The sequence below is a fragment of the Deltaproteobacteria bacterium genome (assembly GCA_009692615.1).
In the GTDB taxonomy this organism is placed as follows: Bacteria; Desulfobacterota; Binatia; order UBA9968; family UBA9968; genus DP-20.
This window is the reverse complement of the sequence record SHYW01000051.1, coordinates 1-22,319: the sequence shown is the minus strand read 5'-3', so window position 1 is coordinate 22,319 and position 22,319 is coordinate 1. Positions and strand designations below refer to the sequence as shown.

At 56.2% G+C, this 22,319-nt stretch carries 24 protein-coding genes; 6 read left to right on the top strand and 18 right to left on the bottom strand.

Going from position 1 to position 22,319, the window contains the following annotated elements:
• Window positions 1-64 precede the first annotated feature (64 nt).
• From EXR70_13700 to EXR70_13655, 10 genes are all read right to left on the bottom strand, one after another.
• A complete protein-coding gene (locus EXR70_13700; protein MSP39536.1) occupies window positions 65-1,582 on the bottom strand; it encodes a recombinase in 1,518 nt (505 codons plus the stop codon).
• 104 nt (window positions 1,583-1,686) lie between these two features.
• A complete protein-coding gene (locus tag EXR70_13695; GenBank protein MSP39535.1) occupies window positions 1,687-2,820 on the bottom strand; it encodes a cupin domain-containing protein in 1,134 nt (377 codons plus the stop codon).
• 37 nt (window positions 2,821-2,857) lie between these two features.
• Complete coding sequence (locus EXR70_13690) at window positions 2,858-3,274, bottom strand: F0F1 ATP synthase subunit epsilon (GenBank protein ID MSP39534.1); 417 nt, start codon at window positions 3,272-3,274, stop codon at window positions 2,858-2,860.
• 84 nt (window positions 3,275-3,358) lie between these two features.
• The gene (gene atpD / locus EXR70_13685; GenBank protein ID MSP39533.1) at window positions 3,359-4,774 is read right to left on the bottom strand and encodes a F0F1 ATP synthase subunit beta; all 1,416 of its coding nucleotides are present in this window, start codon (window positions 4,772-4,774) and stop codon (window positions 3,359-3,361) included.
• Window positions 4,775-4,861: 87 nt separating this feature from the next.
• Complete coding sequence (gene atpG / locus EXR70_13680) at window positions 4,862-5,728, bottom strand: ATP synthase F1 subunit gamma (GenBank protein ID MSP39532.1); 867 nt, start codon at window positions 5,726-5,728, stop codon at window positions 4,862-4,864.
• A gap of 72 nt (window positions 5,729-5,800) precedes the next feature.
• Window positions 5,801-7,309, bottom strand: coding sequence for a F0F1 ATP synthase subunit alpha (locus EXR70_13675; GenBank protein ID MSP39531.1), 1,509 nt, complete (start codon window positions 7,307-7,309; stop codon window positions 5,801-5,803).
• A 126-nt stretch (window positions 7,310-7,435) separates the two neighbouring features.
• Complete coding sequence (gene atpH / locus EXR70_13670) at window positions 7,436-7,978, bottom strand: ATP synthase F1 subunit delta (protein MSP39530.1); 543 nt, start codon at window positions 7,976-7,978, stop codon at window positions 7,436-7,438.
• Window positions 7,975-8,541 carry a hypothetical protein gene (locus EXR70_13665; GenBank protein MSP39529.1) on the bottom strand — a complete coding sequence of 189 codons (567 nt, stop codon included), beginning with the start codon at window positions 8,539-8,541 and terminating at the stop codon, window positions 7,975-7,977. Before EXR70_13665 ends, atpH begins: the two co-directional genes overlap by 4 nt.
• Window positions 8,538-8,966 carry a hypothetical protein gene (locus EXR70_13660; GenBank protein MSP39528.1) on the bottom strand — a complete coding sequence of 143 codons (429 nt, stop codon included), beginning with the start codon at window positions 8,964-8,966 and terminating at the stop codon, window positions 8,538-8,540. Before EXR70_13660 ends, EXR70_13665 begins: the two co-directional genes overlap by 4 nt.
• 151 nt (window positions 8,967-9,117) lie before the next feature.
• Window positions 9,118-9,732, bottom strand: coding sequence for a polymer-forming cytoskeletal protein (locus tag EXR70_13655; GenBank protein MSP39527.1), 615 nt, complete (start codon window positions 9,730-9,732; stop codon window positions 9,118-9,120).
• On the opposite strand from EXR70_13655, the gene EXR70_13650 reads away from it, so the two are divergent.
• Genes EXR70_13650 through EXR70_13640 form a run of 3 tightly spaced genes read left to right on the top strand, consistent with a single transcriptional unit; the run spans window position 9,584 to window position 12,484 of the window.
• Window positions 9,584-10,855: an ABC transporter substrate-binding protein gene (locus tag EXR70_13650; GenBank protein ID MSP39526.1), complete on the top strand. Its 1,272-nt coding sequence runs from the start codon at window positions 9,584-9,586 to the stop codon at window positions 10,853-10,855. The two genes, EXR70_13655 and EXR70_13650, sit on opposite strands and share 149 nt — an antisense overlap.
• Window positions 10,856-10,895: 40 nt before the next feature.
• Window positions 10,896-11,468 carry a peptidylprolyl isomerase gene (locus EXR70_13645; protein ID MSP39525.1) on the top strand — a complete coding sequence of 191 codons (573 nt, stop codon included), beginning with the start codon at window positions 10,896-10,898 and terminating at the stop codon, window positions 11,466-11,468.
• A 32-nt stretch (window positions 11,469-11,500) separates the two neighbouring features.
• Window positions 11,501-12,484, top strand: a complete 984-nt coding sequence (locus EXR70_13640) for an ABC transporter substrate-binding protein (protein MSP39524.1) — start codon at window positions 11,501-11,503, stop codon at window positions 12,482-12,484.
• 12 nt (window positions 12,485-12,496) lie between these two features.
• Here EXR70_13640 and EXR70_13635 read toward each other — a convergent pair whose 3' ends face one another.
• Entirely contained in the window at window positions 12,497-13,570 is a 1,074-nt protein-coding gene (locus EXR70_13635; protein MSP39523.1) for an Ldh family oxidoreductase, read from the bottom strand.
• Here EXR70_13635 and EXR70_13630 point away from each other — a divergent pair.
• Both EXR70_13630 and EXR70_13625 read left to right on the top strand, forming a co-directional pair.
• Entirely contained in the window at window positions 13,536-14,771 is a 1,236-nt protein-coding gene (locus EXR70_13630) for an ABC transporter substrate-binding protein (GenBank protein MSP39522.1), read from the top strand. The genes EXR70_13635 and EXR70_13630 overlap by 35 nt on opposite strands.
• A 34-nt stretch (window positions 14,772-14,805) precedes the next feature.
• The gene (locus tag EXR70_13625; protein ID MSP39521.1) at window positions 14,806-15,828 is read left to right on the top strand and encodes an ABC transporter substrate-binding protein; all 1,023 of its coding nucleotides are present in this window, start codon (window positions 14,806-14,808) and stop codon (window positions 15,826-15,828) included.
• A gap of 21 nt (window positions 15,829-15,849) precedes the next feature.
• Here the strand turns inward: EXR70_13625 and EXR70_13620 are convergent, their stop codons facing one another.
• The 3 genes from EXR70_13620 to EXR70_13610 form a co-directional block, all read right to left on the bottom strand.
• Window positions 15,850-16,806 carry an extracellular solute-binding protein gene (locus tag EXR70_13620; GenBank protein MSP39520.1) on the bottom strand — a complete coding sequence of 319 codons (957 nt, stop codon included), beginning with the start codon at window positions 16,804-16,806 and terminating at the stop codon, window positions 15,850-15,852.
• A 63-nt stretch (window positions 16,807-16,869) separates the two neighbouring features.
• Entirely contained in the window at window positions 16,870-17,145 is a 276-nt protein-coding gene (locus tag EXR70_13615; GenBank protein MSP39519.1) for a hypothetical protein, read from the bottom strand.
• Window positions 17,096-17,860: an ABC transporter substrate-binding protein gene (locus EXR70_13610; GenBank protein ID MSP39518.1), complete on the bottom strand. Its 765-nt coding sequence runs from the start codon at window positions 17,858-17,860 to the stop codon at window positions 17,096-17,098. Before EXR70_13610 ends, EXR70_13615 begins: the two co-directional genes overlap by 50 nt.
• A gap of 122 nt (window positions 17,861-17,982) precedes the next feature.
• On the opposite strand from EXR70_13610, the gene EXR70_13605 reads away from it, so the two are divergent.
• Entirely contained in the window at window positions 17,983-19,038 is a 1,056-nt protein-coding gene (locus EXR70_13605; protein ID MSP39517.1) for a DUF1646 domain-containing protein, read from the top strand.
• 84 nt (window positions 19,039-19,122) lie between these two features.
• Here the strand turns inward: EXR70_13605 and msrA are convergent, their stop codons facing one another.
• The 4 genes from msrA to EXR70_13585 are packed head-to-tail and all read right to left on the bottom strand — an operon-like array spanning window position 19,123 to window position 22,086.
• On the bottom strand, window positions 19,123-19,665 hold the full coding sequence (msrA, locus tag EXR70_13600; GenBank protein MSP39516.1) for a peptide-methionine (S)-S-oxide reductase: 543 nt from the start codon (window positions 19,663-19,665) through the stop codon (window positions 19,123-19,125).
• A complete protein-coding gene (locus EXR70_13595; protein ID MSP39515.1) occupies window positions 19,662-20,702 on the bottom strand; it encodes a hypothetical protein in 1,041 nt (346 codons plus the stop codon). The genes msrA and EXR70_13595 overlap by 4 nt, the downstream gene beginning before the upstream one ends.
• Window positions 20,703-20,732: 30 nt before the next feature.
• Window positions 20,733-21,185: a hypothetical protein gene (locus EXR70_13590; GenBank protein ID MSP39514.1), complete on the bottom strand. Its 453-nt coding sequence runs from the start codon at window positions 21,183-21,185 to the stop codon at window positions 20,733-20,735.
• Between the two features lie 31 nt (window positions 21,186-21,216).
• The gene (locus tag EXR70_13585) at window positions 21,217-22,086 is read right to left on the bottom strand and encodes a hypothetical protein (protein ID MSP39513.1); all 870 of its coding nucleotides are present in this window, start codon (window positions 22,084-22,086) and stop codon (window positions 21,217-21,219) included.
• Window positions 22,087-22,319 lie beyond the last annotated feature (233 nt).

The following is a 22,319-nucleotide window of genomic DNA, read 5'->3' as shown; positions in this document are numbered from 1 at the left end:
CCCCAAAAAAAAGGCCCCGCTGGTGGGCGAGGCCTTTGTGCAACTTATAACCAATTCGAACGCGCTAATCGCTCATCGTCGTCGGAAACATCAGCGACTTGACGGTCACGGGGATCACTTCCGTGATCCCCAAGCATTCGCCGATATCGATGTAATCCAAGTCGCCGACTTCGATGCCGTCGATGGCGATAATGTCGCGGGAAACGTTGAGTTCGTCGCGCAGAATCGCGCCCAGCGACTTGGCGATATCCAAGTCCAGGGTTAAATAGAGCGGGCACGTGGCATCGTCGGCCTCCTTGAGAATCTCGGCGACGCCCTCAGCAATGCGCCGCACCGATTGATAGGTGGGCACGCCGCTGACCGTCAAGGACAGAGCCAAGCCGGAAGTGAAGCTTTTCAGGTCAAACTTTCTTAGCGCCTGTTTGAGCCCAGCGCTCACCGACTCGCCCTCGCGCACCGGCGCTTGAATGACCTTGAGACCATGCACCGGCAGCGCCTTCTCGTTGGAAACATAGCTGGTGTTGCCGCTCGCTTGAATCGTGTACTCGCCGGCGCCGATGACCGTGGCACGGATGCCTTCGATGGGCTCGCGTAGCACACCCTTGGGCAGTTTTTTTAAATAATCGCGCATGTTCTTGCCAAGCACCGGGCCGATATCGCCATAGGACTTCGGGTCGCGGTCGTAAACATGCTCGGAAACGCCGCCGGAAAAAACCAAGTGCTGCACTTGTTTGAAGCCGGTATAATTGACGAACGGCGGCGTCACCATGAGCGAACTCGCCATCGGCGACTTGGGCCCAGTTTCAATGACCTCGAAGAGAATCTTCGCCATATAGGCGCCGAAGTCCTCTTTCATTTTCTCGCTGATCTTCTGGCCCAGCTCAACTTTGTGGCCAAGCTCGGTCATCATGATTCGACCGGGATCTTCGATGCGCGTGATTTGGTCTTTCTCGTCGAAGGCGATCAGCCGCGCGCCGATGCTGATCGATGCGGTCTGCGTCACGACGCCTTCTTCGACAAGAGAAAATTTGGTCGTGCCGCCGCCCATGTCGACGTTGAGCACAGTCTTGTGCTCGCCCTTGGAAAGATCCACCGCGCCACAGCCGTAAGCGGCCAGTAGCGCCTCATGATTATGGCCCGCCGCGGCACAGATGAACTTGCCGGAGTATTTGGCGAAGTTCTCAACGATCGGTTGGGCGTTTTCTTTTTTCAGAGCTTCGCCGGTGATGATCACCGCGCCGGTGTCGACATCCTCCGGCGTCAAGCCCGCTTCTTTATAAGCGTTGTGGATGAACTCATTGACCTTATCGGTATCGATCTTGGTCGCCGAAGTGTAGGGCGTCAGCATGATCGGCGAGCGATAGAGCACCTCGCGACCGGTGACCCGAAACTTGCCAGACAACGACGCGCCTTCGCGCCGCAGCGTGATATGCGAGAAAATTAAATGCGATGTCGACGAGCCGATGTCGATGCCGACGCTTTTCAGCGAGAACATCTCCAACCCTTCGATGTCGGTGACGATCTCATCCTCTTTAATGATGAAATTATCCGGATGGTCGTGATCGTAGATATCGTCGTGCATCTGTAGCCTCTGTATAGCGTCCGCCATATTGTTCTACCCCAATAACAGGAATCCCCGCTCACTGGAGCGGGGATTCCGTAATCGAATTTTTAGTTTATGATGACTTATTGCTTGCCCATCGTCTTGGACCAGTCGTAGTCGGGGTTGGTGTAGGCTTCGGCGGGCATGATGCTCTCGATGCCGCGCTTGCCCAACTCTTCCGCGAATTTCTGACGAATGAACGGATCCTCGTTAGGATACTCGATCTGATCTTTGGCGCGGTCTTCGATCTTTTCCGCGTGGCCATGGAACTGCATGGGCGGATGGAGCGCCAAATAACGCGCCATGTCACCGCCGGCGTTGAAATGCTGGTGAAACCATTTGTTCGGCGGCGTGATCATGCTGCATTCATGCCACGGGCAAACGACTTTCTCTTTGCCCTCTTCCCACATGATCGAGTAGCCTTCGCCGGCGGGAATGATGATCGCCCGTCCAGGGCCATGACGATGCGCCTTCTTGTAGGTCTTAGGGGCGAACACCGACATATGGGCGGTCAATTCGGAATTGGGGAACTGCATGAACACGCTCTTGCCGCCGGCGCCGCGCCGTTCGTTGGCATCGAGCTTGTTCCAAGCGCGCATGTCGGGAAAAAAATTGCCGTACCAGAAGGCGCGCATACCCAAACCTTCATCAGCGTCTTTCGCCTGAACCATCTTCGCTTCGGAATAAAAATCGCCCTGATCGGCGGTGATTTTCGATTCGTAAGGATTGTTGAAATACATGTCGGGTTCGGGCAACGCCGACATCGCCATCGGCATATAGCTGTAGTGAAACAGCTTAACCGGCTTGTCGCCGGTCATGTTGCTAAACACATGCCAGTGGTTACGCGGTATGAGAAACATCGAGTGCTCTTGCCATTCGAAGTTCTTCTTCGGCTTGCCTTCGCCAGACCAGACGGTGGTCAAACCGCGGCCGGAGCATACGTAGACGACTTCATCCAAGGCGAACTTAACCGGCGGCAACGATTTGCCGGGAGGAACTTCAGTGACGCGCGCGGCGCTGACGCCTTCTTGGCCCCAGAGCTGAATGAAGGCGGCCTTGCAGCCTCGTTCTTCCCACCACTCCAACTCGACGGTGCGAAGATCAGGGATAAAATAGCCCTTGTGGATCGGAATACCTTTCGACTTCATCCACCGGTCGTAGGTGAATTCCTTGCTCCACATGGTAATGATGGGTTCTTGTTTTTCTGCTTCGGCCATAATGCTTCCTCCTTACTGCGATCGCATTCCTATTTACTTATCTTCTTGTTTCTTTACTAGCAACCTGGAGCCGAACCAGCGCCCGTTGCAAGGCAATCTCCGCTAGTTGGAAATCTTTCTCTTCGCGGCTGAACTTCACCAGCTGCTTCTCGGCCAGCTCCTTGGCCCGCTGGGCGCGCGCGCTGTCGATCTCGGCGCCGAATTCGGCCGCCGGCGCCAACACGGTCATGACGTTGTCCAGCACCTCGGCATAGCCGCCGCTCACCGCCAGCATGCGCTTGTTGGCACCCTGCTTGAAAGTCATCTCACCCGGCACCAGCGTCGAGAGAAACGAAATATGATTGGGCAACACGCCGAACTCGCCGAGTTCGCCCGTCGCCGAAACCTCGTCGACGTCCTCATCGAACATCAACCGGCTCGGGGTCACTACTCTAAGTTTGATCTTATCTGCCATGGAAAATACCAAGGCTTGAGGCGGAAGGCACGAGGCGCGAGTCCGAATCGACTCATGCCTCGCGCCTCAAGCCTCATGCCGAATTCACGCCGCCGCCATCTTCTTGGCTTTTTCTTGGGCCTGCTCGATGGTGCCGACCATGTAGAAAGCCTGTTCGGGAATGTCATCATGTTTACCCGCGACCACTTCTTTGAAAGCGCGAATGGTATCTTTCAATTCGACGTAGGCCCCAGGAATGCCGGTAAACTGCTCGGCGACAAAGAACGGCTGGGACAGGAAGCGCTGCACTTTGCGGGCGCGCGCGACGGTCAACTTATCGTCTTCGGAGAGCTCGTCCATGCCGAGAATCGCGATAATATCCTGCAAATCTTTGTAACGCTGCAACAGCAACTGCACCGACCGGGCGACGGCATAATGTTCCTCGCCGACGATCAGCGGATCGAGAATGCGCGAGGTCGAGTCGAGAGGATCGACCGCCGGATAAATACCGAGCTCGGCGATTTGCCGGGACAAAACTGTGGTCGCGTCCAGATGGGCAAAGGTGGTCGCCGGTGCTGGGTCGGTCAAGTCGTCGGCCGGCACGTAAATCGCCTGAACCGAAGTGATCGAACCTTTGCGCGTGGTGGTGATCCGCTCTTGCAGCTCGCCCAAGTCGGTGGACAAGGTCGGCTGATAACCGACTGCCGAAGGCATACGGCCGAGCAGAGTGGAAACTTCCGAGTTCGCCTGCGTGAAGCGGAAAATGTTGTCCAAGAACAGTAAGACATCGCGGCCTTCGTCGTCACGGAAATATTCTGCCAACGTCAGAGCGGTCAAAGCGACGCGGGCGCGGGCTCCAGGCGGTTCGTTCATCTGGCCGTAGACCAACGAAGCTTTGTTGATAACCCCGGACTCCTTCATTTCAAGCCACAGATCGTTACCTTCACGGGTCCGTTCGCCGACGCCGCCGAAGACGGAATAACCGCCGTGTTTCTGGGCGACGTTGTTGATCAACTCCATCAAAATGACGGTCTTGCCGACGCCGGCACCGCCGAACAGGCCGACTTTACCGCCGCGCGCATAGGGGGCGAGCAGATCGACGACTTTGATGCCGGTCTCGAGGGCTTGAACCTTGGTTTCTTGATCGACGAATTCCGGCGCCGATCGGTGAATCGGCGAAAGCTTCGTCGCTTTGATTGGACCGCCTTCATCCACCGGCTCGCCGATCACGTTGATGATCCGTCCGAGAGTTCCCTCGCCCACCGGCACGCTGATACCCGCGCCGGTATCCATCACGTCCATGCCGCGCACCAAACCTTCGGTGGTATCCATGGCGACGCAGCGCACGGTGTTTTCACCCAAGTGCTGCGCCACTTCGACGACCAGATTCCATTCGGCGTCGCTGATCGCCGGATTGGTGATCTTCAGCGCATTGTAAATTGGCGGCAGCGCGCCGTCGGAAAACTCGACGTCGACGACCGCACCCAAAACCTGGGTGAGTTTACCCGTACTCATCGTAATTGAACCTCCGAAATTCCTGTTCGTGCTCACCCCGTCCTTCATCCACACCCGTAATGCGGGGGAGGAAAGAGGTGGGGGCGTAATTTGCTATTTCAATGCTTCCGCCGTACCGACGATTTCCAACAGCTCGCGGGTGATCGACGCTTGGCGCGCCCGGTTCATCTGCAAAGTCAGTGCGCCGATCATCTTCGCCGCGTTGCCGGTGGCCGATTCCATGGCGGTCATGCGCGCGCCATGTTCGCTGGCGGTGGCTTCAAGTAACGCCCGCTGCACCGCCACGTCGGTAATCCGCGGCAGCAGGCTCGCCAGCAGTTGCTCGACGCCCGGCTCGTATAAATATTCGGTCTGTTGCTGCGCTTCCACGTCGCTAGTTTCCGCCAACGCCACGGGCAATAATTTTTGCAATGTCGGGATCTGCGACAGCGCCGAACGAAAGCGGCTGTAGAGAATATAAACCGCGTCGGTCTCGCCGCCGATGAAGCGGGCAATCAGTTTCTCGGCGATCTGCGCCGCCAACTCATCGGCCGGTTTGTAGAGAATATCGATGTAACGATCGGCGATCTTGGCGCCGCGCCGGCGATAATAATCCGCCCCCTTGCGGCCGACCAATGTCAAGGAGATTTCCTTGGCGCCGGAATGCTCACGCATGAAGCTTTCCGCGGCGCGGATCATGTTGGTGTTGTAACCGCCGCACAAACCGCGGTCTGAAGTAAACAGCACCAGATCGATCTTTTTTTCTTCGCGGGCGGTGAGCAACACATGGGCCTCGCTAGAAACCCGCGCCGAGACGTTCTTCAACAGCTCGGTCATCTTCTCGGCATAGGGGCGCGCCTGCACCGCCGATTCCTGGGCCCGGCGCAGCTTGGCAGCCGAGACCATTTTCATGGCCTTGGTGATCTGCTGGGTATTCTTAACCGAGCCGATCCGCTTACGTATGACTTTCAGTGTTGCCATGGTTGTTACTGTTCCGGGTTACGAGTTTAGGGTTTCGGGTTAACGCGAAACTCTATACCCGAAACTCGAAACTTAAGCCTTGAAAACCCCTTTAAACTCGCCGAGCACCTGATTGAGTTTGGCGCGCAGATCGTTGTCGAGCTCGCGCTTCTTGAGAATGTCGGCAAAAACATCGGCATGCTTCGACGAAATGAAAGCAAAGAGTTCCTGCTCGTAACGCTTGAGCGACGGGATCGGCAATTCGTCGACGTGGCCGTTGGTGCCGGCGTAAAGGATCACCACCTGCTGCTCGACGGACAAGGGCTGATATTGGCCTTGCTTGAGCAGCTCGACCAAGCGCGCGCCGCGATTTAATTGCTTCTGCGTCGCCGCGTCCAAGTCGGAACCGAACTGCGCGAAGGCCGCCATCTCGCGATACTGAGCTAATTCCAAGCGCAGCGTACCGGCAACCTGTTTCATCGCCTTGATCTGCGCGTTACCGCCGACCCGAGAAACGGAAATGCCGACGTTGATCGCCGGGCGCACGCCGGAGTAAAAAAGATCGCTCTCGAGAAAAATCTGCCCGTCGGTGATCGAAATCACGTTGGTCGGAATATACGCCGACACGTCGCCGGCTTGGGTTTCGATGATCGGCAACGCCGTCAACGAACCGCCGCCGCGCTCGTTGCTCATCTTGGCGGCGCGCTCGAGCAAACGGGAATGTAAGTAAAAAACGTCGCCTGGATACGCTTCACGTCCGGGCGGCCGGCGCAGCAGCAAAGATAATTGCCGATAGGCCACGGCATGCTTGGAAAGATCGTCGTAAATGACTAAAGCGTGACCGCCGTTGTCACGGAAATATTCGCCCATGGTGCAGCCCGAGTAGGGTGCGATGAACTGGAGCGGCGCCGACTCAGAGGCGGTGGCGGCGACCACGATGGTGTATTCCATCGCACCGGCTTCTCTGAGCCTGTCGACGACTTGGGCGACTGTGGAACGCTTCTGGCCGATGGCGACGTAGATACAGGTAACGTTGCCGCCTTTTTGATTGATGATCGCGTCGAGGGCGACGGCGGTTTTGCCGGTCTGACGGTCGCCGATGATCAGCTCGCGCTGACCGCGGCCGATCGGGATCATGCCGTCGATCGCTTTTAAGCCGGTCTGCAGCGGCTCTTTAACCGGTTGGCGTGAGACGATACCGGGGGCTTTGAGCTCGATACGTCTTTTTTCTTTAGCGTCGAGCGGACCGCGGCCGTCGATCGCTTCGCCGAGGGCGTTGACCACCCGGCCGATCATCTCTCTGCCGACCGGAACTTCGGCGATGCGGCCGGTCCGTTTGACCGTGTCGCCCTCTTTGATCATGTGGGTTTCGCCGAACAGCGCGGCGCCGACGTTGTCTTCTTCGAGATTGAGCGCGATGCCGAAAATGTTGTGGGGAAATTCCAACAGCTCGCCGGCGGCGACTTTGTCCAGGCCGTGGATGCGCGCGATGCCATCGCCGGTGGAAAGCACCGTGCCGACTTCCTGGATCTCAACCGTCTTTTCGTAGTCGCGAATCTGTTCTTTGATAATTCGGCTGATTTCCGCTGTTCCGATGTCCATCGTTCTCTCCTAAATCTAATAACTCCCCGCAGCTTGCTGCGAGGACCCTCTTATTGGGGAATCCAAAGGGGCGAGCATCCCCTTTGGTCGTGTACCGGGTTAATACCCCGTACGCGAAATGACAATTTAATAACCGCGCGCCATGCGCTGTTTCATCTTCTCAAGTTGAGTGCGAATGCTGCCGTCGTAAACTTTGCCGGCCAATTCGACGGTCATGCCGCCGAGCAGACTCGGGTCGACTTCCTGCTCCAAAACCACGTCCTTGCCCGACAAGCCGCGCAGCTGTTCGCGCACCCGATCGACCAGCGCCGGTTCCAGCGCGCTGGCACTGATCACTTTCGCTTCGACCCGTCCCTTGGCTTCGTTTAGCAAACGGCGATAGCAACTGGCGATGCCGGATAAATGGCCGAGCCGATCCCGTTCGAGCAAGAGCGACAAAAAATGAATCGTCAGCACCGATAGCTGCTGGCTGTTGGCGACTTGAATCAGCACCCGCTTGCGAGTCGGCACGTCGAAGGCTGGGTTGGTCAGCACCATGCGCAAATCCGAGCCGTCGTAGGCGCGGACGAACTCTTCGATTTGCCGGCCCACCGCTTCTTCCTGGCTCGCCTCGCGGGCCAATTGAAACAGCGCCTTGGTGTATCTGCGTGCTAAGCTGCCTTCGATCATCGCGTCTGTCCAATACTTTGAATGAATTGATCCGCCAAGCGACTTTGATCCGCCGCCGAAAGATTGCGCTGGACCAATTCTCGCGCCGCCGCTTCCGCCTGATCGGCCATCTCTTGGCGCACCTGCTGGCGGGCGATTTTTACTTCTTGGTCGGCGAGAAACTGCGCGTCTGCGGTGATTTTTTGCGACAGCGACTGGGCTTCGGCGACCAGCCGAGATTTCTCGCGCTCACCTTCATCGCGCAGCGTCGCTTGCAAGGTTTTGATCTGTTGGTCCAAGCCGGCGATCTTGGCTTGATAATCGCTGACGAAGGCTTCCGCAGCTTGCTTCTTTGCCGAAGCTTGAGCGATGGTTGCCACGATTTCTTCGCGCCGGCTTTTTAGGAAATCGCGCACCAGCGGTAGGGCAAACCAGTAGATAATGGCGGCATAAATGAGAAAGTTGCCGAGGGGAAACCAAATATCGTTGATCGACGGCGCGTGATGCTCGGCGCCATGGCTGGCCGCTTCCGAAGCCCACACTTGCGCCGTGGTAAAAAGGTCGAGAATATTAAAACCGCTCACCCGACCGTCCTCCCCAACACTTTGGCGACCATGGCGCCGGCAACATTGGTCACTTCGGCGGCAGCGAGACGCCGCTCTTGCTCGAGAGCCGTCGCCACTTCGGCGCGCACCCGTTCCAGCGAACCCGTCGCTTCGGCGCGCGTCTGGCTGAGAATTTTTTCCCGTTGTTGGCGGCCCTCTTGAACGATGTCATCCTTAGCCGCGTAACCGGCGGCTTGGGCTTCGGCGAGCTTCTCTTCGTACTGCGCTTTCAAGCGCGCGCCTTGATGTTCCAAGTCGCTCGAATCATGCTGGGCGCCGCTGGTTTTGCGTTCCCGTTCACTGAGTAAATGGAGATAGGGCTGGAATAACAGCTTGTTGAGAATCAGCCACAGGACGACAAAAAGAATGACCTGATAAAGGATGCTTATGTCTAGTTGAATCATTCGTCAGTTTCCGACTTTACTTACACTATCGCTGCCGTTGCACTCGCCTGGGCAATGCGCAACCCAAGGCCCATATAATAAAAAACCTACCTTCGATGATGAACGTAGGATGCCGAGATGGAATGAACGGCGAACCGAAGTCGAACTAGAATCAGTTTGCAGCTTTGGCGCCTTGAGCCACCGCAGCTAAATCGCCAACCGCGTTATGCGCAGTCGCGACTCCACCCTTTTGCTTGGCCACTCCCATGGAGCAGTCACCGTCAAACACCACGCCCTCAGTGATGATCAATTTGGGGCAATCGATATTGCCAATCAAGCGCGCCGGCGCAATCAGCTCGATGCGCTCCTTGGCGCTCACGTTGCCTTCAACTTTACCGTGGATCACTACTACTTTTGCCGTGATCTTAGCTTTCACTTCGGCGCTCTCACCGATCGTGAGCGTGCCCTGGCATTGGATGTCGCCGTCAACCGAACCGTCGATGCGCACCGAGCCTTGAAAAACCAGTTGGCCGCTGACCCGACTACCTTTGTATAGGTAACCGATCAAGCCGGCGGTCGACACCGGCGGCGCTTCGACTTTGGCGGCAGCCTTGGGCTCGACCGCTGACGCCGATGCAATGGACGAAGCCGCTGGTTTCAGCGCTTCAGCACTTTTATCCGGTACGACTTCCGGGCTCTTCTTGTCTCCAGCGATTTTTTCAAACCAAGCCATAAATTTAGCCCCCCATGTTTGGGCAGAATTTCCTATACCATCCGAGAATCTCATTGTCAAAACGCTAGATCGAAAAGTGCCGTGCCGACCGGCGCGGCAATCTTCCGATACCGAACGATTGGCCAAGCCGCTTCAACCTGACATTTTCTTGAAAGCCTGCTTGACCGCCTGGATTAGTTTGTTTAGCTTAAACGCCAATCCCATGCGGCGTCATTGCTTGATCTATTTTGCGATTATCGGCTTGCTCGCGCTCATCGCGCTGATCTCGACCGCCGTTGCCAATGCCAACGCGGAACCTGTGCGCGCCGCCTATCCTTCGGCCAACGTGCAGTTCCTGCCCGCCTTCGTCGCCCTGGAAAAAGGTTTTTACAAACGCGAGGGTTTGGACGCAGAATTAATCTCGGTGCGCAACGCGGTCACCGCAGTACAAGCGCTGATTGGCAATCAAATTCATTTCATCTTTTCCGTCGGGCCGCAGATGCCGTCGATCTGGGAAGGCAGCGACATTATTTTGCTCGCCCAGCAAGTCGGCCGGCCGACCTTTTCCATGATCGTCACGCCGGATATAAAAAGCGTCACCGACCTTAAAGGCAAAAAAATCGGCGTCAGCTTCGGCGGCTCAACTTTCGCCGGCACCAAAGCGCTCCTGGAACTTTACAAAATGAACCCAGAGAAGGATGTCCAATACGTCAGTATTCCCGGCAGCCAGCCAAAAATCGCCGCCTTGCAGCAGGGCATCATCCAAGCCGCCTTGCTGGCGCCGCCGGCCGATTACGTCGCCATCAAAGCCGGCTTCAAGCGGCTGGTGAACTTGGCCGATCTATTTAAAGACACATCTTTTAGCGGTCTCGCCGCCACGGGAAAAACCATCAAAGAAAATCCCCAGTTGGTTAAACGCATGGTGCGCGCCATGGTGCGCGGCGTGATTCACACCCGCGACTATCCCGAGGACGCGATTCAAACCATGATGAAACATTGGCGCATGGAGCGCGACGTGTCCGTAGACGCTTACAATTTAGTGCGCGAAGCGTTGCTGCCGGTGCCGACGGAAAAGGGCGTTGAATTAATGGCCCAGTGGCAAGCCGTGGCGCTCAATACCAAACCCAAACGTGCGGCACGTGAATATATGGACCTGCGCTTCGTCAATGAAGTCATGGCCGAATTAACTCAGAAATAAATCTCGGGAGGAAGAAGTGAAAAAATTATTGATCGTGGCAATGTTGTGCGCGCTGTTTGGCTTAAGTGCCAATGGCAACAGCCAAGAAAAAAAAGGCCCGCTTTACGCGACGTTTAAAACCAGCATGGGCGATATCGTGATTCAGCTCTTCGAAGACAAAGCACCCAAGACCGTCGCCAACTTCGTCGGTCTGGCGAGTGGCACCAAAGAGTGGAACGATCCCAAGACCGGTGAAAAGGTGAAGCGACCGCTTTACAACGGGACAATTTTTCACCGGGTGATTCCCGGCTTCATGATCCAAGGCGGCGATCCCTTGGGCAGCGGCATGGGCGGCCCCGGTTATCGCTTCGAAGATGAATTTCATCCCGACCTGCGCCACACCAAAGGCGGCATCTTGTCCATGGCCAATTCCGGACCGAACACCAACGGCAGCCAGTTCTTCATCACCCTGGCACCAACGTTACACCTCGACGGACGCCACAGCGTCTTCGGCGAATTGGTCAAAGGCCAAGAAGTCGTCGTCACCATCGGCACCACCCCGCGCAGCGGCGGCGACCGGCCGATTAAAGATGTTGTGCTGAAAGAAGTAGTGATCAGCCGCGGCAGCTACTGACGCGTTCGCACTGCCGGTCCAAGGAGAAAGCGATGAAAAATCTCTCAAGATCGCGTCGCATCGGCGTATTGGTCCTATTCATCTTATTAGCCCAATTTAGAGTGAGCTTCGGCGCCGAAACCGCTCTGCCCCAAGCCACCGCGGTTTACGGCGTCATCGCAACCGATCCGATTTATTTGTGGATCGCCCAGGACCGGGGCATCTTTAAAAAGAACGGTCTCAACATCGATCTCACCCATATTCCGACCAACCAAGCCGTGCAGGCGCTGGTCGGCGGCAAGATTCAATTCACCACCGCCGGACCGCAAATCATCGAAGCCAATCTCGCCGGCGCCGACACGGTTTATATTTTGAACCCGGTCAACACTTTCGTCTTTTCCGTTTATAGCAAACCGGAAATTACCAACATTAAGAGCCTGGTAGGAAAGACCATCGGCGCGACCAATAAAGGAACACCCACCGACATCGCCGGCCACATGATCGTCGCGCAAGCCGGTTTGAAGCCCGACGTCGACGTTAAATTCGTTTATCTCAAAGAAATCTCCGCGTTGGTCGCGGCGTTGCAACAAGGCATCGTCGATGCGGCGATCCTCTCGGCGCCAAGCACACTGACGGCGCGTAACTTTGGTCTAAGAGAACTGCTCAACGTCACCGCGCTGAAAATTCCTTTCGTGCAGCATGCGATTGGCGCAAGTCGATCTTATATCAATGCCAACACCGATCTGGTGCGCCGCTTCGTGCGTAGCGCCGTTGAGGCGATGGACTACTTGCACAAGAACCGCGCCGACTCGCTGACGATATTCTCCAAGTACACCAAGATCACCGACACCGCGCAGCTGCAAGAATCCCTCGCCAGCAACGAGCCGGCCTGGGAACGCATTCCCGCGCCGAACCAGCAAGCCATCGAAGCCGTGCTGGCGGCGTCGGAAAATCCCAAAGCCAAGAGCGCCAAATGGGATCAGTTCGTCGACGATCGCTTTGTTAAAGAGTTAGTCGCAGCGGGGATGTTCAAATAAATTGTTTCGAACTCATTCCAAATCATACGGCACGCTCAACTGCGTGCCGACATCTCTCAAACCTTTGAGCACGGAGCTGTGCAGCGGAATGCCGCGCTCCGATCTTTCTTCGGCAGTTTCGAATTCGATTTCACCGGCGACGTAGACGCGGCTCTCGCCTTCAATCGGCGGCGTCGATTTCAATTCGCGGATCAAGCGATCCATGTCGCGTTTGAATTCCGCCGCCGGACGAAAGGACGACGGATCGATGGCGCCGAAGAAATGGCCGCGCGGTTCTTGGTTGGGGTTCAACGCCGTGAGCGTACCGGTGAGCACGCCGCAGAGAATTTCCACGAGAATGCCCAAACCGTAACCTTTGTGACTGCCGCTCTCACGCGAACCGCCGAGGGGCAGCAAGCGGCGCGCTTGCTGGGCAACTTTCGGATCCGTCGTCGGCTCGGCCTTTTCATTTAATGCCCAGCCCGTGGGAACCGGCTTGCCCAAGCGAATCGCCAATTCTAATTTGCCCGCCGCCGCCGTGGTCGTCGCCATGTCGAGCACGAAGGGCTGTTCATCCTGGGCCGGTATGGCGAAAGACATAGGATTGGTGCCGAAGCGCGCTTCGCGGCCGAAGGTCGGCACCACTTGGCGGCTGGCGTTGGTCATGGCGATGCCGATCATATCGTGCGGCAACGCGAGCATAGAGTAATATGCTGACATACCGTAATGGCGGCTGTTGCGCACGGTGACGATGCCGACGCCGGTCTCTTTAGCTTTCTTAACCGCGATTTCCATTGCTCTATGTCCTGCGACGAAGCCCATGCCATTATCGGCGTCGAGCAATGCCGTCGAACTATTTTCCGCAATCACGCGAATATTCGGCTGCGCCGTCATCACGCCATCGCGCAGCCACTTCACATACCAGGCGTTTGGATTGAAACGAATCACGCCGTGAGTATCGACGCCGCGCAGATCCGACGCGACGAGAACATTGGCCGCGATCTCGGCGTCACTTGCCGGCACGCCAAGTTTTTCGAATGAACGAGTGACGAAACGAATCAACTTTTCGTGATTGATGCGGGTCATGCCGCTGGTGTCGGTTGCCATGCAAACCTCCGAAGCTGTGATGCGCACAACTAACTTCGATCTTGTTCATCTGTCAACCGACTTGACGCTCCAATCTGCTTTCCCTATCTTACCGACAAGCGTAGGGGACAGGCCCCTGTGCCTGCCCTCTGGGACGGGCGACCACGGGGGGTGGCCCCTACGTCGGATTTCGAAGCCGAACCACTACCAAGGAATTCCAATGAAATTTAAATCAATCCAACTTTGCCAATTACTCGTCACAACGCTGTTATCCTCAAACGTGCTATACGCCCAACAGCTCGACAAGATCCGCGTCGCGCGCTCGTCGGACTCCGCCACCGAAGCGGCCCTCTGGTTTGCCAAGGACGCCGGGCTTTACGAAAAGCACGGCTTATCGGTAGAGCTGCTGCGTTTATCCGGCAGCTCGCTGGTGGTCAGCACCATGCTCGCGGGAGAAATGCCGTTTAGCCAAATCGGCGCGGCGGCGGTGATCGACGCCAATCTCGCCGGTGGCGATCTGGTCATCATCACCACGTTGATCAAAAATTTCGTCTACTACATCTACAGCCGGCCGGAGATCCAAAGCTTCGCCGAGTTGAAAGGCAAAGCCATCGGCGTCACCCGCTTCGGCGCCAACTCAGACTTCGCCGCGCGCTTTGCCGCAACGAAGTTCGGCTTACAGCCGGAAAAAGATCTGGCGATTCTGCAAACTGGCGGTCCGGCGGAAAGCGTGACCGCGTTGAATACCAATCGCATTCAAGCCGTGGCGCTCACCGCGCCGGCGACGATTCGCGCGCGCAAGTTGGGCCTGCGCGAGATTCTCGACGTGTCGAAGTTGGAAGCGAACTTTCCGTTCAATGGAATGGTCGCGACGCGCTCGTTTCTGAAAAATAACGGTGGAATAGTCCGGCGCTTTTTAATGGCCCAAGCCGAAGGCGTGGCGCTGGCGAAGCGCGACGGCAACTTCGCCAGAAAAGTTTTGGCCAAATACTTTCGCAACGACGACAAAGAAGTCCTCGACGAAAGCTACAACTGGATCGTCAAGCAGAACTATAATTTGCCGCCCTATCCGGCGCTTACCGGCTTGTCGACGATTCTCAAAGCCACCGAGGCGCGCAATCCGAAAGCCAAGAACGCCAAGCCGGAAGATTTCGTCGACAGCCGCTTCGTCCAGGAGTTGGACAAAAGCGGTTTCTTCGCGGAGTTAAACAAAGCGCAGTAACTTTTCCCCACCGACGCGTAGAGAGGATTCGCTGATGAAATCGATCCGTTTACCGTCCCGCAATTTTATTTCGCTCGCTTTGGTAATCGTTGCCTGGGCAGCAAACTGCAAAGCCGCTGAATTGCCATTGGTGCGCATCGCCCACGGCGCCTTCAGCGAAAAAGTCGTTGCTCTTTGGCTCGGCGCCGAGCAAGGTCTGTTTCGCAAACATGGCGTCAACATCGAAGTGATCAATATTCGCAGCGGCCCGCAGACCATGGCGGCGCTGGTTTCCGGCGACATCCAAGTCGCCTACACGATTCCAGGATCGGTGGTTAGCGCCGCGACCAGCGGTTTGGACGTGGCGTTCTTCGCCGGCATCGTCAACAAAGCCGATGGCGATTTCATCGCCGGACCGGCTATTCGCAACGCCGAAGACTTGAGAGGCAAACGAATCGGCGTGCAAAGCATCGGCGGCGGCGTCTGGTCCATGGCGATGCTCGCCATCGAACACTTAGGCCTGGAACCGAACCGCGACAAGATGACCATCATGGTCATCGGCGACTCGCCGGTGCTGGCGCAATCGTTGGAGCAAGGCAGCATCGAAGCGACTTACTTGAACTACACCCACAGCCGTGCGCTCAAGGAAAAAAGTTTTCCGGTGTTGCTCGATCTCGGCAAAGCGCCGATTCCGTACCAAGGACTCGCTGCGGCGACCCGGCGCGGCTATTTGAAGCAAAATCCCCTGATCGTCGATGCACTTATGCGCGGCTTCGTCGAAACAGTGGCATTCATTCACAAACCGGGAAACAAAGAATACGTCGTCAAATCGCTGGTAAAAAATCTCCGCCTGAAAAACGCTCAAGATGCCGAAATCGGCTACACGGCGCTGCAATGGCTATACAACCTCGACATCAAACCGACGATTCCAGGGATCCAAAACATGGCGCGCTTCCTCGCCCTATCAAATCCCAAAGTAAAAACCGTGAAAAGCGAAGATGTCGTCGACGAAGCGCCGTGGCAACGTTTAGAGAAGAGTGCGTTTTACCGAGATTTGCTGGCCGCTACGAAAAAGTAGCGCACCGCGACAACTACGAGTCTAGCGGATCCCCAGATACTCGTTGAAGACCTTCATATATTTATCGTAGCTGCCCTCGGCGCGGATCACATGGGGGTTGCCGCTTTCCATCAACTGATCGATATCTTTGGACGGGCTTTTGACGCCTTTTCTGATAGGAATTTTTCCCGCTGCTGACAACGCTCGTTGTCCTTCCGGCGAGAGATAGAAATCGATGAGAATCTGCGCCCCCGCGGGATGCAATGGATTTTTCACCATGGCAATGGTCGAGATGGTGGCCAATGGTTGCGTCGTGGACAACCAATCCACCGGCGCGGCTTTACGTTTCATCGCTTCCAGTTTAGACACCTGCATGAACCCGGTGAGCGGATATTCGCCCGCCGCCATCATATTGATCGTGTGGCTGAAACCTTCCACCAATTTTACATCCTGCTGGCTAAGTTTTTTGAAATAGGCCACGCCTTGTTCGTCGCCGCGCAGCGAGATCATACCGGTTAACGGATAGGGCACGCCGCGGTTGATGGCGATTTGGCTTTTAAACTGCGGACGCAAATAATCGTCATAGGTTTTCGGCACGGCGGATTTCGCAAGTAGCCGCGGATTGAAACCCGTCACCAGTAAATCGGTGGTAATGCCGGACCAGAAACCGTCATTGTCCCACGCGCCCGGCAAGAGATTCTTGGTTTCCGCCGAACGATACTGGCCGAGCACGCCTTGCGACTTGAGATAAAGCAGGGGCTCGGGACTGTTACCCAAAACGTCGCCCTGGACCCGGCCGGCGCGAAACTCTTGCATCACCCGCGCGGTTTGCCGCGAGGAACTAAGATAAACATGGCGGAGATTGAGGCCAGGATACTTCTCTTTGAAAGCTTTGTTCAGAAACTCGAAGTCGCCGACGGTCACCGTCGTGTAGAGAATGACCTCGCCGCCTTCCTTCTTCGCCTGATTCAGCAACTCCGCGGACTGCGCCCATGCCATCGCCGGCGCGCAGAAATAGTATCAGCAATAAAATCAGTTTCGCGATCATGACAGAGCCTCACGTCACTGACGCTTATTGACCTGTTCGATGAAACCGGAACCCTGAATTTTTTGCACGATGGAATTGTCGAACAATTCCTGCGGCTTCATCGACTTCGCCTTGGGACTTTTGGCGACATCAAGCACCGCCTGCACCTCCGCCGCAGTCATGAGCGGTGTGGTCGGAAATACGTTCTTGTATTCATCGTAGGTCGATTCCAGCGCATCGCGGTCCGTGCTCTTGAGAAATTTACCGATGGACTTGATCGTCGTTTCGCGGTCGCGCCGGATCAGCGCCATCGCTTCGATACGCGCGCAGAAAGCGCGTCAGCGCTTCGTTCTTCTCGCGCACGACCTTGGGCGAAGAGAGCATGCCGGTGAATAAGAATGGAATCTTCAACTCGGTGATGTCGACCAGCGTTTTCATCCCCGCGGCCTTTAGCTTCAACGCGTTAGGATGAGAATTGATGCCCGCGGCGGCATTGCCGCTGATCACGGTGTTGATGACATTGATGCTGTCTTGGGCGTAGAGAATCTTTACGTCCTTTTCCGGATCCAAACCGTTTCGTCTGAGCACGATGCGGGTGGCGTAGTCGGTCGACGCGGCCGGCTGGGTCACCGCAACAACTTTGCCTTTGAGATCGGCGATGGTCTTGATCTCCGGGCGCGCGTAGAGCTGAAAAACAAATGTCGGCACGCCGCCGGCCACGTAGACCAATTCCGCGCCTTCCAATTTCGCGTCGATACCTTGGTTGCCCACCAAGCCGACTTCTTCGCCGCCGCCAACCATCGCCTGCACGGCGGATGTTGCGGCCAAATATTTCAAGTCGACATTGACACCATGCTTGGCGTACAGCCCAGCGTCCGCCGCCACCCAGATCGGCGCCATAATGCCGCCGAGCGCGTTGTACACCGCGCGCAAGTTTAATTCTTGGGCAGCCGCCGCCCGTGAAATGAGCATGAGCGCCAATATCGTTAGCGCGCCGATTCGATAAAAAGGTCGTTTGCAATTCATCGTCACACTCCTGGGGAATGAATTTCGCCCAGCTTAGCAACGGCGCCCGGCAATTTCCACTTGTATATTTCCCCCGGCATCGTCATTGCTTGTTGTCATCGCGATGTCATAAAACCGAAGTAATGGAAAACTCCATGTTAATGATCGGCCTGTCGCTTATCTTCGTCATCGTTTTGGTCGGCCCGTTCTTGAACAAAAAGATCGAGGCCAATCTCGAAGCTTTCTTATTTACCATGGGCATCGTCAGCGCGACCATGTCGAACGCGTGGAGCATGGAAGTGATTTACGAAGGCTTGGTCGCGCCGATCAGCATTACGCTCGCCGTGCTCGGCGCCGGTGTGCTCTTTCATTACCTACGCCACTATCTCGATCACCTGATGCGCCGAGTGCTGGTCACCGTGCCGCTGGCGGTGATCGTCTGCGTCGGAATCATCTTTCTGGGACTTTTCTCCAGCGTGATCTCGGCGATCATCGCGGCGCTATTATTGGTGGAACTCATCACCATCTTGCCGCTTCATCGCCACGCCGAGATCAATCTCACCATCATCGCCTGCTTCGCCATCGGCCTGGGCGCCGCGCTCACGCCGTTAGGCGAGCCGCTGTCGACGATTGTCATTTCCAAACTGAGCGGCGCGCCTTATCAAGCCGGCTTTTTCTATTTGGCGAAACTGCTCGCGGCCTATGTCGTGCCCGCGGTGATTCTGCTCGGCGTCGCGGCGATCTTTCTAGTCCACGAAAAGCCGGAGGATACCGAAGAGTCGTTAGCGGCACAGGACGATGAAGAACCCCTCAGCGAAGTTTTCATCCGCGGCGGTAAAGTTTATATTTTCGTCATGGCGCTGATCTTTCTCGGCGCCGGCTTTAAGCCGCTCATCGACGCTTACATCATTACCTTGCCATCGCAAATTCTCTTTTGGGTGAACATGGTCTCGGCGATTCTCGACAACGCCACGCTGGCCGCCGCGGAAATCGGCCCGACGTTGAATGAAGCGCAAATTAAAAGTGCGCTGCTTGGTTTGCTCATCGCCGGCGGCATGTTGATTCCGGGAAATATTCCCAACATCATCGCCGCCCACTCACTGCATATTAAAAGCACCGAGTGGGCCAAGCTCGGTGTGCCGTTGGGGCTGGTGATTATGACCGGAACCGCTGTGCTGCTGTGGCTCGGCTGGGTGTGAGCGAATTTCTTACCTCCTCTCCCTCTGGGAGAGGATAGAGGTGAGGGCTTCCGGTATGAGGGCAAGGGCGACCGCCGGTCGCCCCTACGTCTGCGACTTTAACAGCTCTTTGAACTGCTTGTGCAGCTTGCTCAGCTTCGGCGGGATCATGTACTGGCAGTAACCTTGAAACGGATTGTTGGCGTAAAATTTCTGGTGATAATCTTCCGCCGGATAGAACTCCGTCAGCGGTTCCAAAGTCGTTACGATGGAATCTTTGAAGGTCTTGGCTTCGTCGAGCTCTTTTATAAAAGCCGCCGCCGCCGCTTTTTGTTCCTCATCGGCGTAGAAAATCGCCGAGCGATATTGCGTGCCGCTGTCGTTGCCCTGGCGGTTCAACGTCGTCGGATCGTGGGTGGCAAAAAAAACCGTCATCAAGTCGCGGAACAAAACCTCGGCCGGATTGAACTCGATTTTAATTACTTCGGCATGTCCGGTGTTGCCCATGCACACTTGCTCGTAGGTCGGATTCTTGTTCTTGCCGCCGGCGTAACCGGAGACCACGGAGTGAACCCCGCGCAGCTCGTCGAACACCGCCTCAGTGCACCAGAAACAGCCGCCGCCAAACACTGCTACTTGATCGCTCATTTTGCCCCCAGTTCTTGATTGACCTCACGTTGCAAAGTGAAGTCGAAAATTTTTGCCGGCGCAATCGGCGCCGTTAACCCGAGAATCTCAGCGTCGCCTTTAAGATGTTCGACGATCTCACCGTCGGTGGGAATGCCATTGGTGGTAAACGCCCCGCGCGACAGCCGATAGGTTTCCAAAGCGGTGTTCATGTCCACGTTCAAAAACTTCGCCAACACGTCCGCGCTGCCCTTCTCGTTCTGGTGGAAGTAACGGTTCGCCTTGGCGCGCGCCCGGAGAATTTTTTTGACCAACGGATCGCGGACGTTTTTATCCAATACCGCTAGTCCGTTTTGCAGACTGCTAAATTCATCGATAGCATTGGCCAAGAGGTTCATCTTGTACTTGTCGCGCGCGATGATGACGAAGGGCGGCGACAAAATGCCGACCTGAATCGCGCCATTGACCAGGCCTTGCAACTGCGTCGGCACATCGCCACCGAGCACCACGGTGAGATCCTTATCGGGATTCAATCCCGCGCGCCGCAACATGCGAATGCCGGCGGTGTGCTGGCTGCCGCCCATGGTGGTTGTCCCCATCACTTTGCCTTTCAAGTCGGCGAAGGTCTTCAGCTCCGGCCGGCTCACCAGCCAAAACACCGGCCGGCGCAAACTAATCGCCAGCACCTTCACTGGCGCGCCGCGCGGAATCGCCCGGATCACGCTGCCCACTGAACCGAGCGCATGAACCTCGCCAGAAACTAAAGCGGCGATCGCCGCCGTGGCGCGAACTTGCACCAATTGCGGATCGAGCCCCTCCTCGCGAAAAAAACCGCGCTCTTGGGCGACGAACAGATCAATCGACGCAATGCTGCGGCTCGAATAGGTAACCACCACCCTTTGCGGCGGCTGCTGCGCCGAAGTCAGCCGCGGCAACAATAAAGCGATAAGCGCAAGCAGTGAAACGCCAAGTTTCGCCATGCGCCAATCTTCGCTTGCGGCCCGCCGAAGTTCAAGCCTATCAGCGCTTAGAGATGCTGGCAGGGGGAAAAGTTGCATTCACAGCGACTCGATTCGTCCAAGTGTGCTTTAGAAACGTTTATCGATCCAGGCGCCGACGTAATCGTAAAAATTTCTCACCGTATTGGAATATTGCCCCGGCGTCGCTTCGCAGGGAACACAGGGTGTCTGGCCATGCTCGGCGCCTTCGACGGGATAAAAGTATTTGCCGTCTTTCATCGCCCGCTCCATCGCCAGCGCTTTGTCGATCAAGCGATTCATCCGCTCGGCTTGAGCGCGGAAATATTTTTTCTTGAAGTCGTCGGAATAATTCGACGGCCCCTTGGGATTGTAGCCGTTCTTGGGATTGTAAAGATCGACTTCGGGATTGAGCAAATCCGGCCGGCTTTCGTCGGTGATCGCTGGATTCAAACTGCGCACACCGGCAAAGCGGATGTAGCGCGGATTGCTTTGGGCAAACGCCAGCGCTGCGGCAAGTGTCGTGACGATAGCAAACGCGACTCCAGCTAGAACGCACTTCATTTTCATCGGCGACTCCTCCTGTTGGTAAGCGTCAAGCTAGTCCGTCGTTGTAATTACTCTTGGGCACAAAATTGAAAAAGTGGCCCGATCCGTCGACGATGCGCTGGGTCTGCGGCGTGCCGGCGGGAATATTCACGCCCATGGGACTTTCGACGACAACTTTCTCGTCGCGAATCTGAAACTCGATCTTTAAGCCCGTCAGTTCGGGACCGGTGCCGATGGCGATATGCTGCGTGTCGCAATTGTGCGTGTGCATGTCGACGTAATTCGCCTGCGACGGCTGAACGTTCTGGACGCTGCGCACGACGGTGTAGAATTCGGCGTCCGGTTTCAGTTTACCGTCGACAAACACGTAGCGCACGCCCGGCGCGGCGTCGGTGTGGTATTTTATTTCAGTCGTCGGCCGCGCCTCCGGATGAAAAATGTAGCCGGCGTACTTGGCGAAATCGCGCTCGCCTTTAGCGAGATCGAAGGCCCGGTCTTCGTGCGTGTAGCCGCGATTGCGAAACAAAACCGTCACGGTACCGGCGCCTTTGGTAACCTTATACTCATGCACCGCACCGATGGGAATGTAGACGCAAGCCGGCGAAATGATCTTGTGCACTTGCCCCTCAAAAATAATTTGCCCCTCTAATCCGGATAGATCCGCGTTGTTGCCGATAAAATAATAAAACTCGTCGGTGTTGTGACAGTGCGGCACCTGATAATCCGGCACCGGCGACGGCAAATCTTTGGCCTCGTGAATCGCGACGTAAATGTCGGCATCGGGGTGCGAGTCGCGATTGATAAACACAAAGCGCTTGACCGGCAGCGCGCTCAACTGCCTGAGCGGCCGCTTCTCTTCATGCTTGCCGCCGAGCACGCCGGGGCGGGCTTTGACGATGTAGTTTGAAATGTCCATTTGTTGTCCTCCGACAAGGGCACGGCACGCCGTACCCCTACATTATTATTCTCCTACTTGATCACCTTATCCGCCCGCGTTTCGATTTTAGGAATCTCTGAACAAGTCATCTAGCAAGTCGTCTAATAACGAAGAGCAGAAAGACCGACAAGGTGAGGCGGGAGGAAAGAGCGTGGGGGAGCAGACAACGTTTGCGAGTTTGGCGTGGGCGAGAAAGAAAAAGCAGAGCAAGC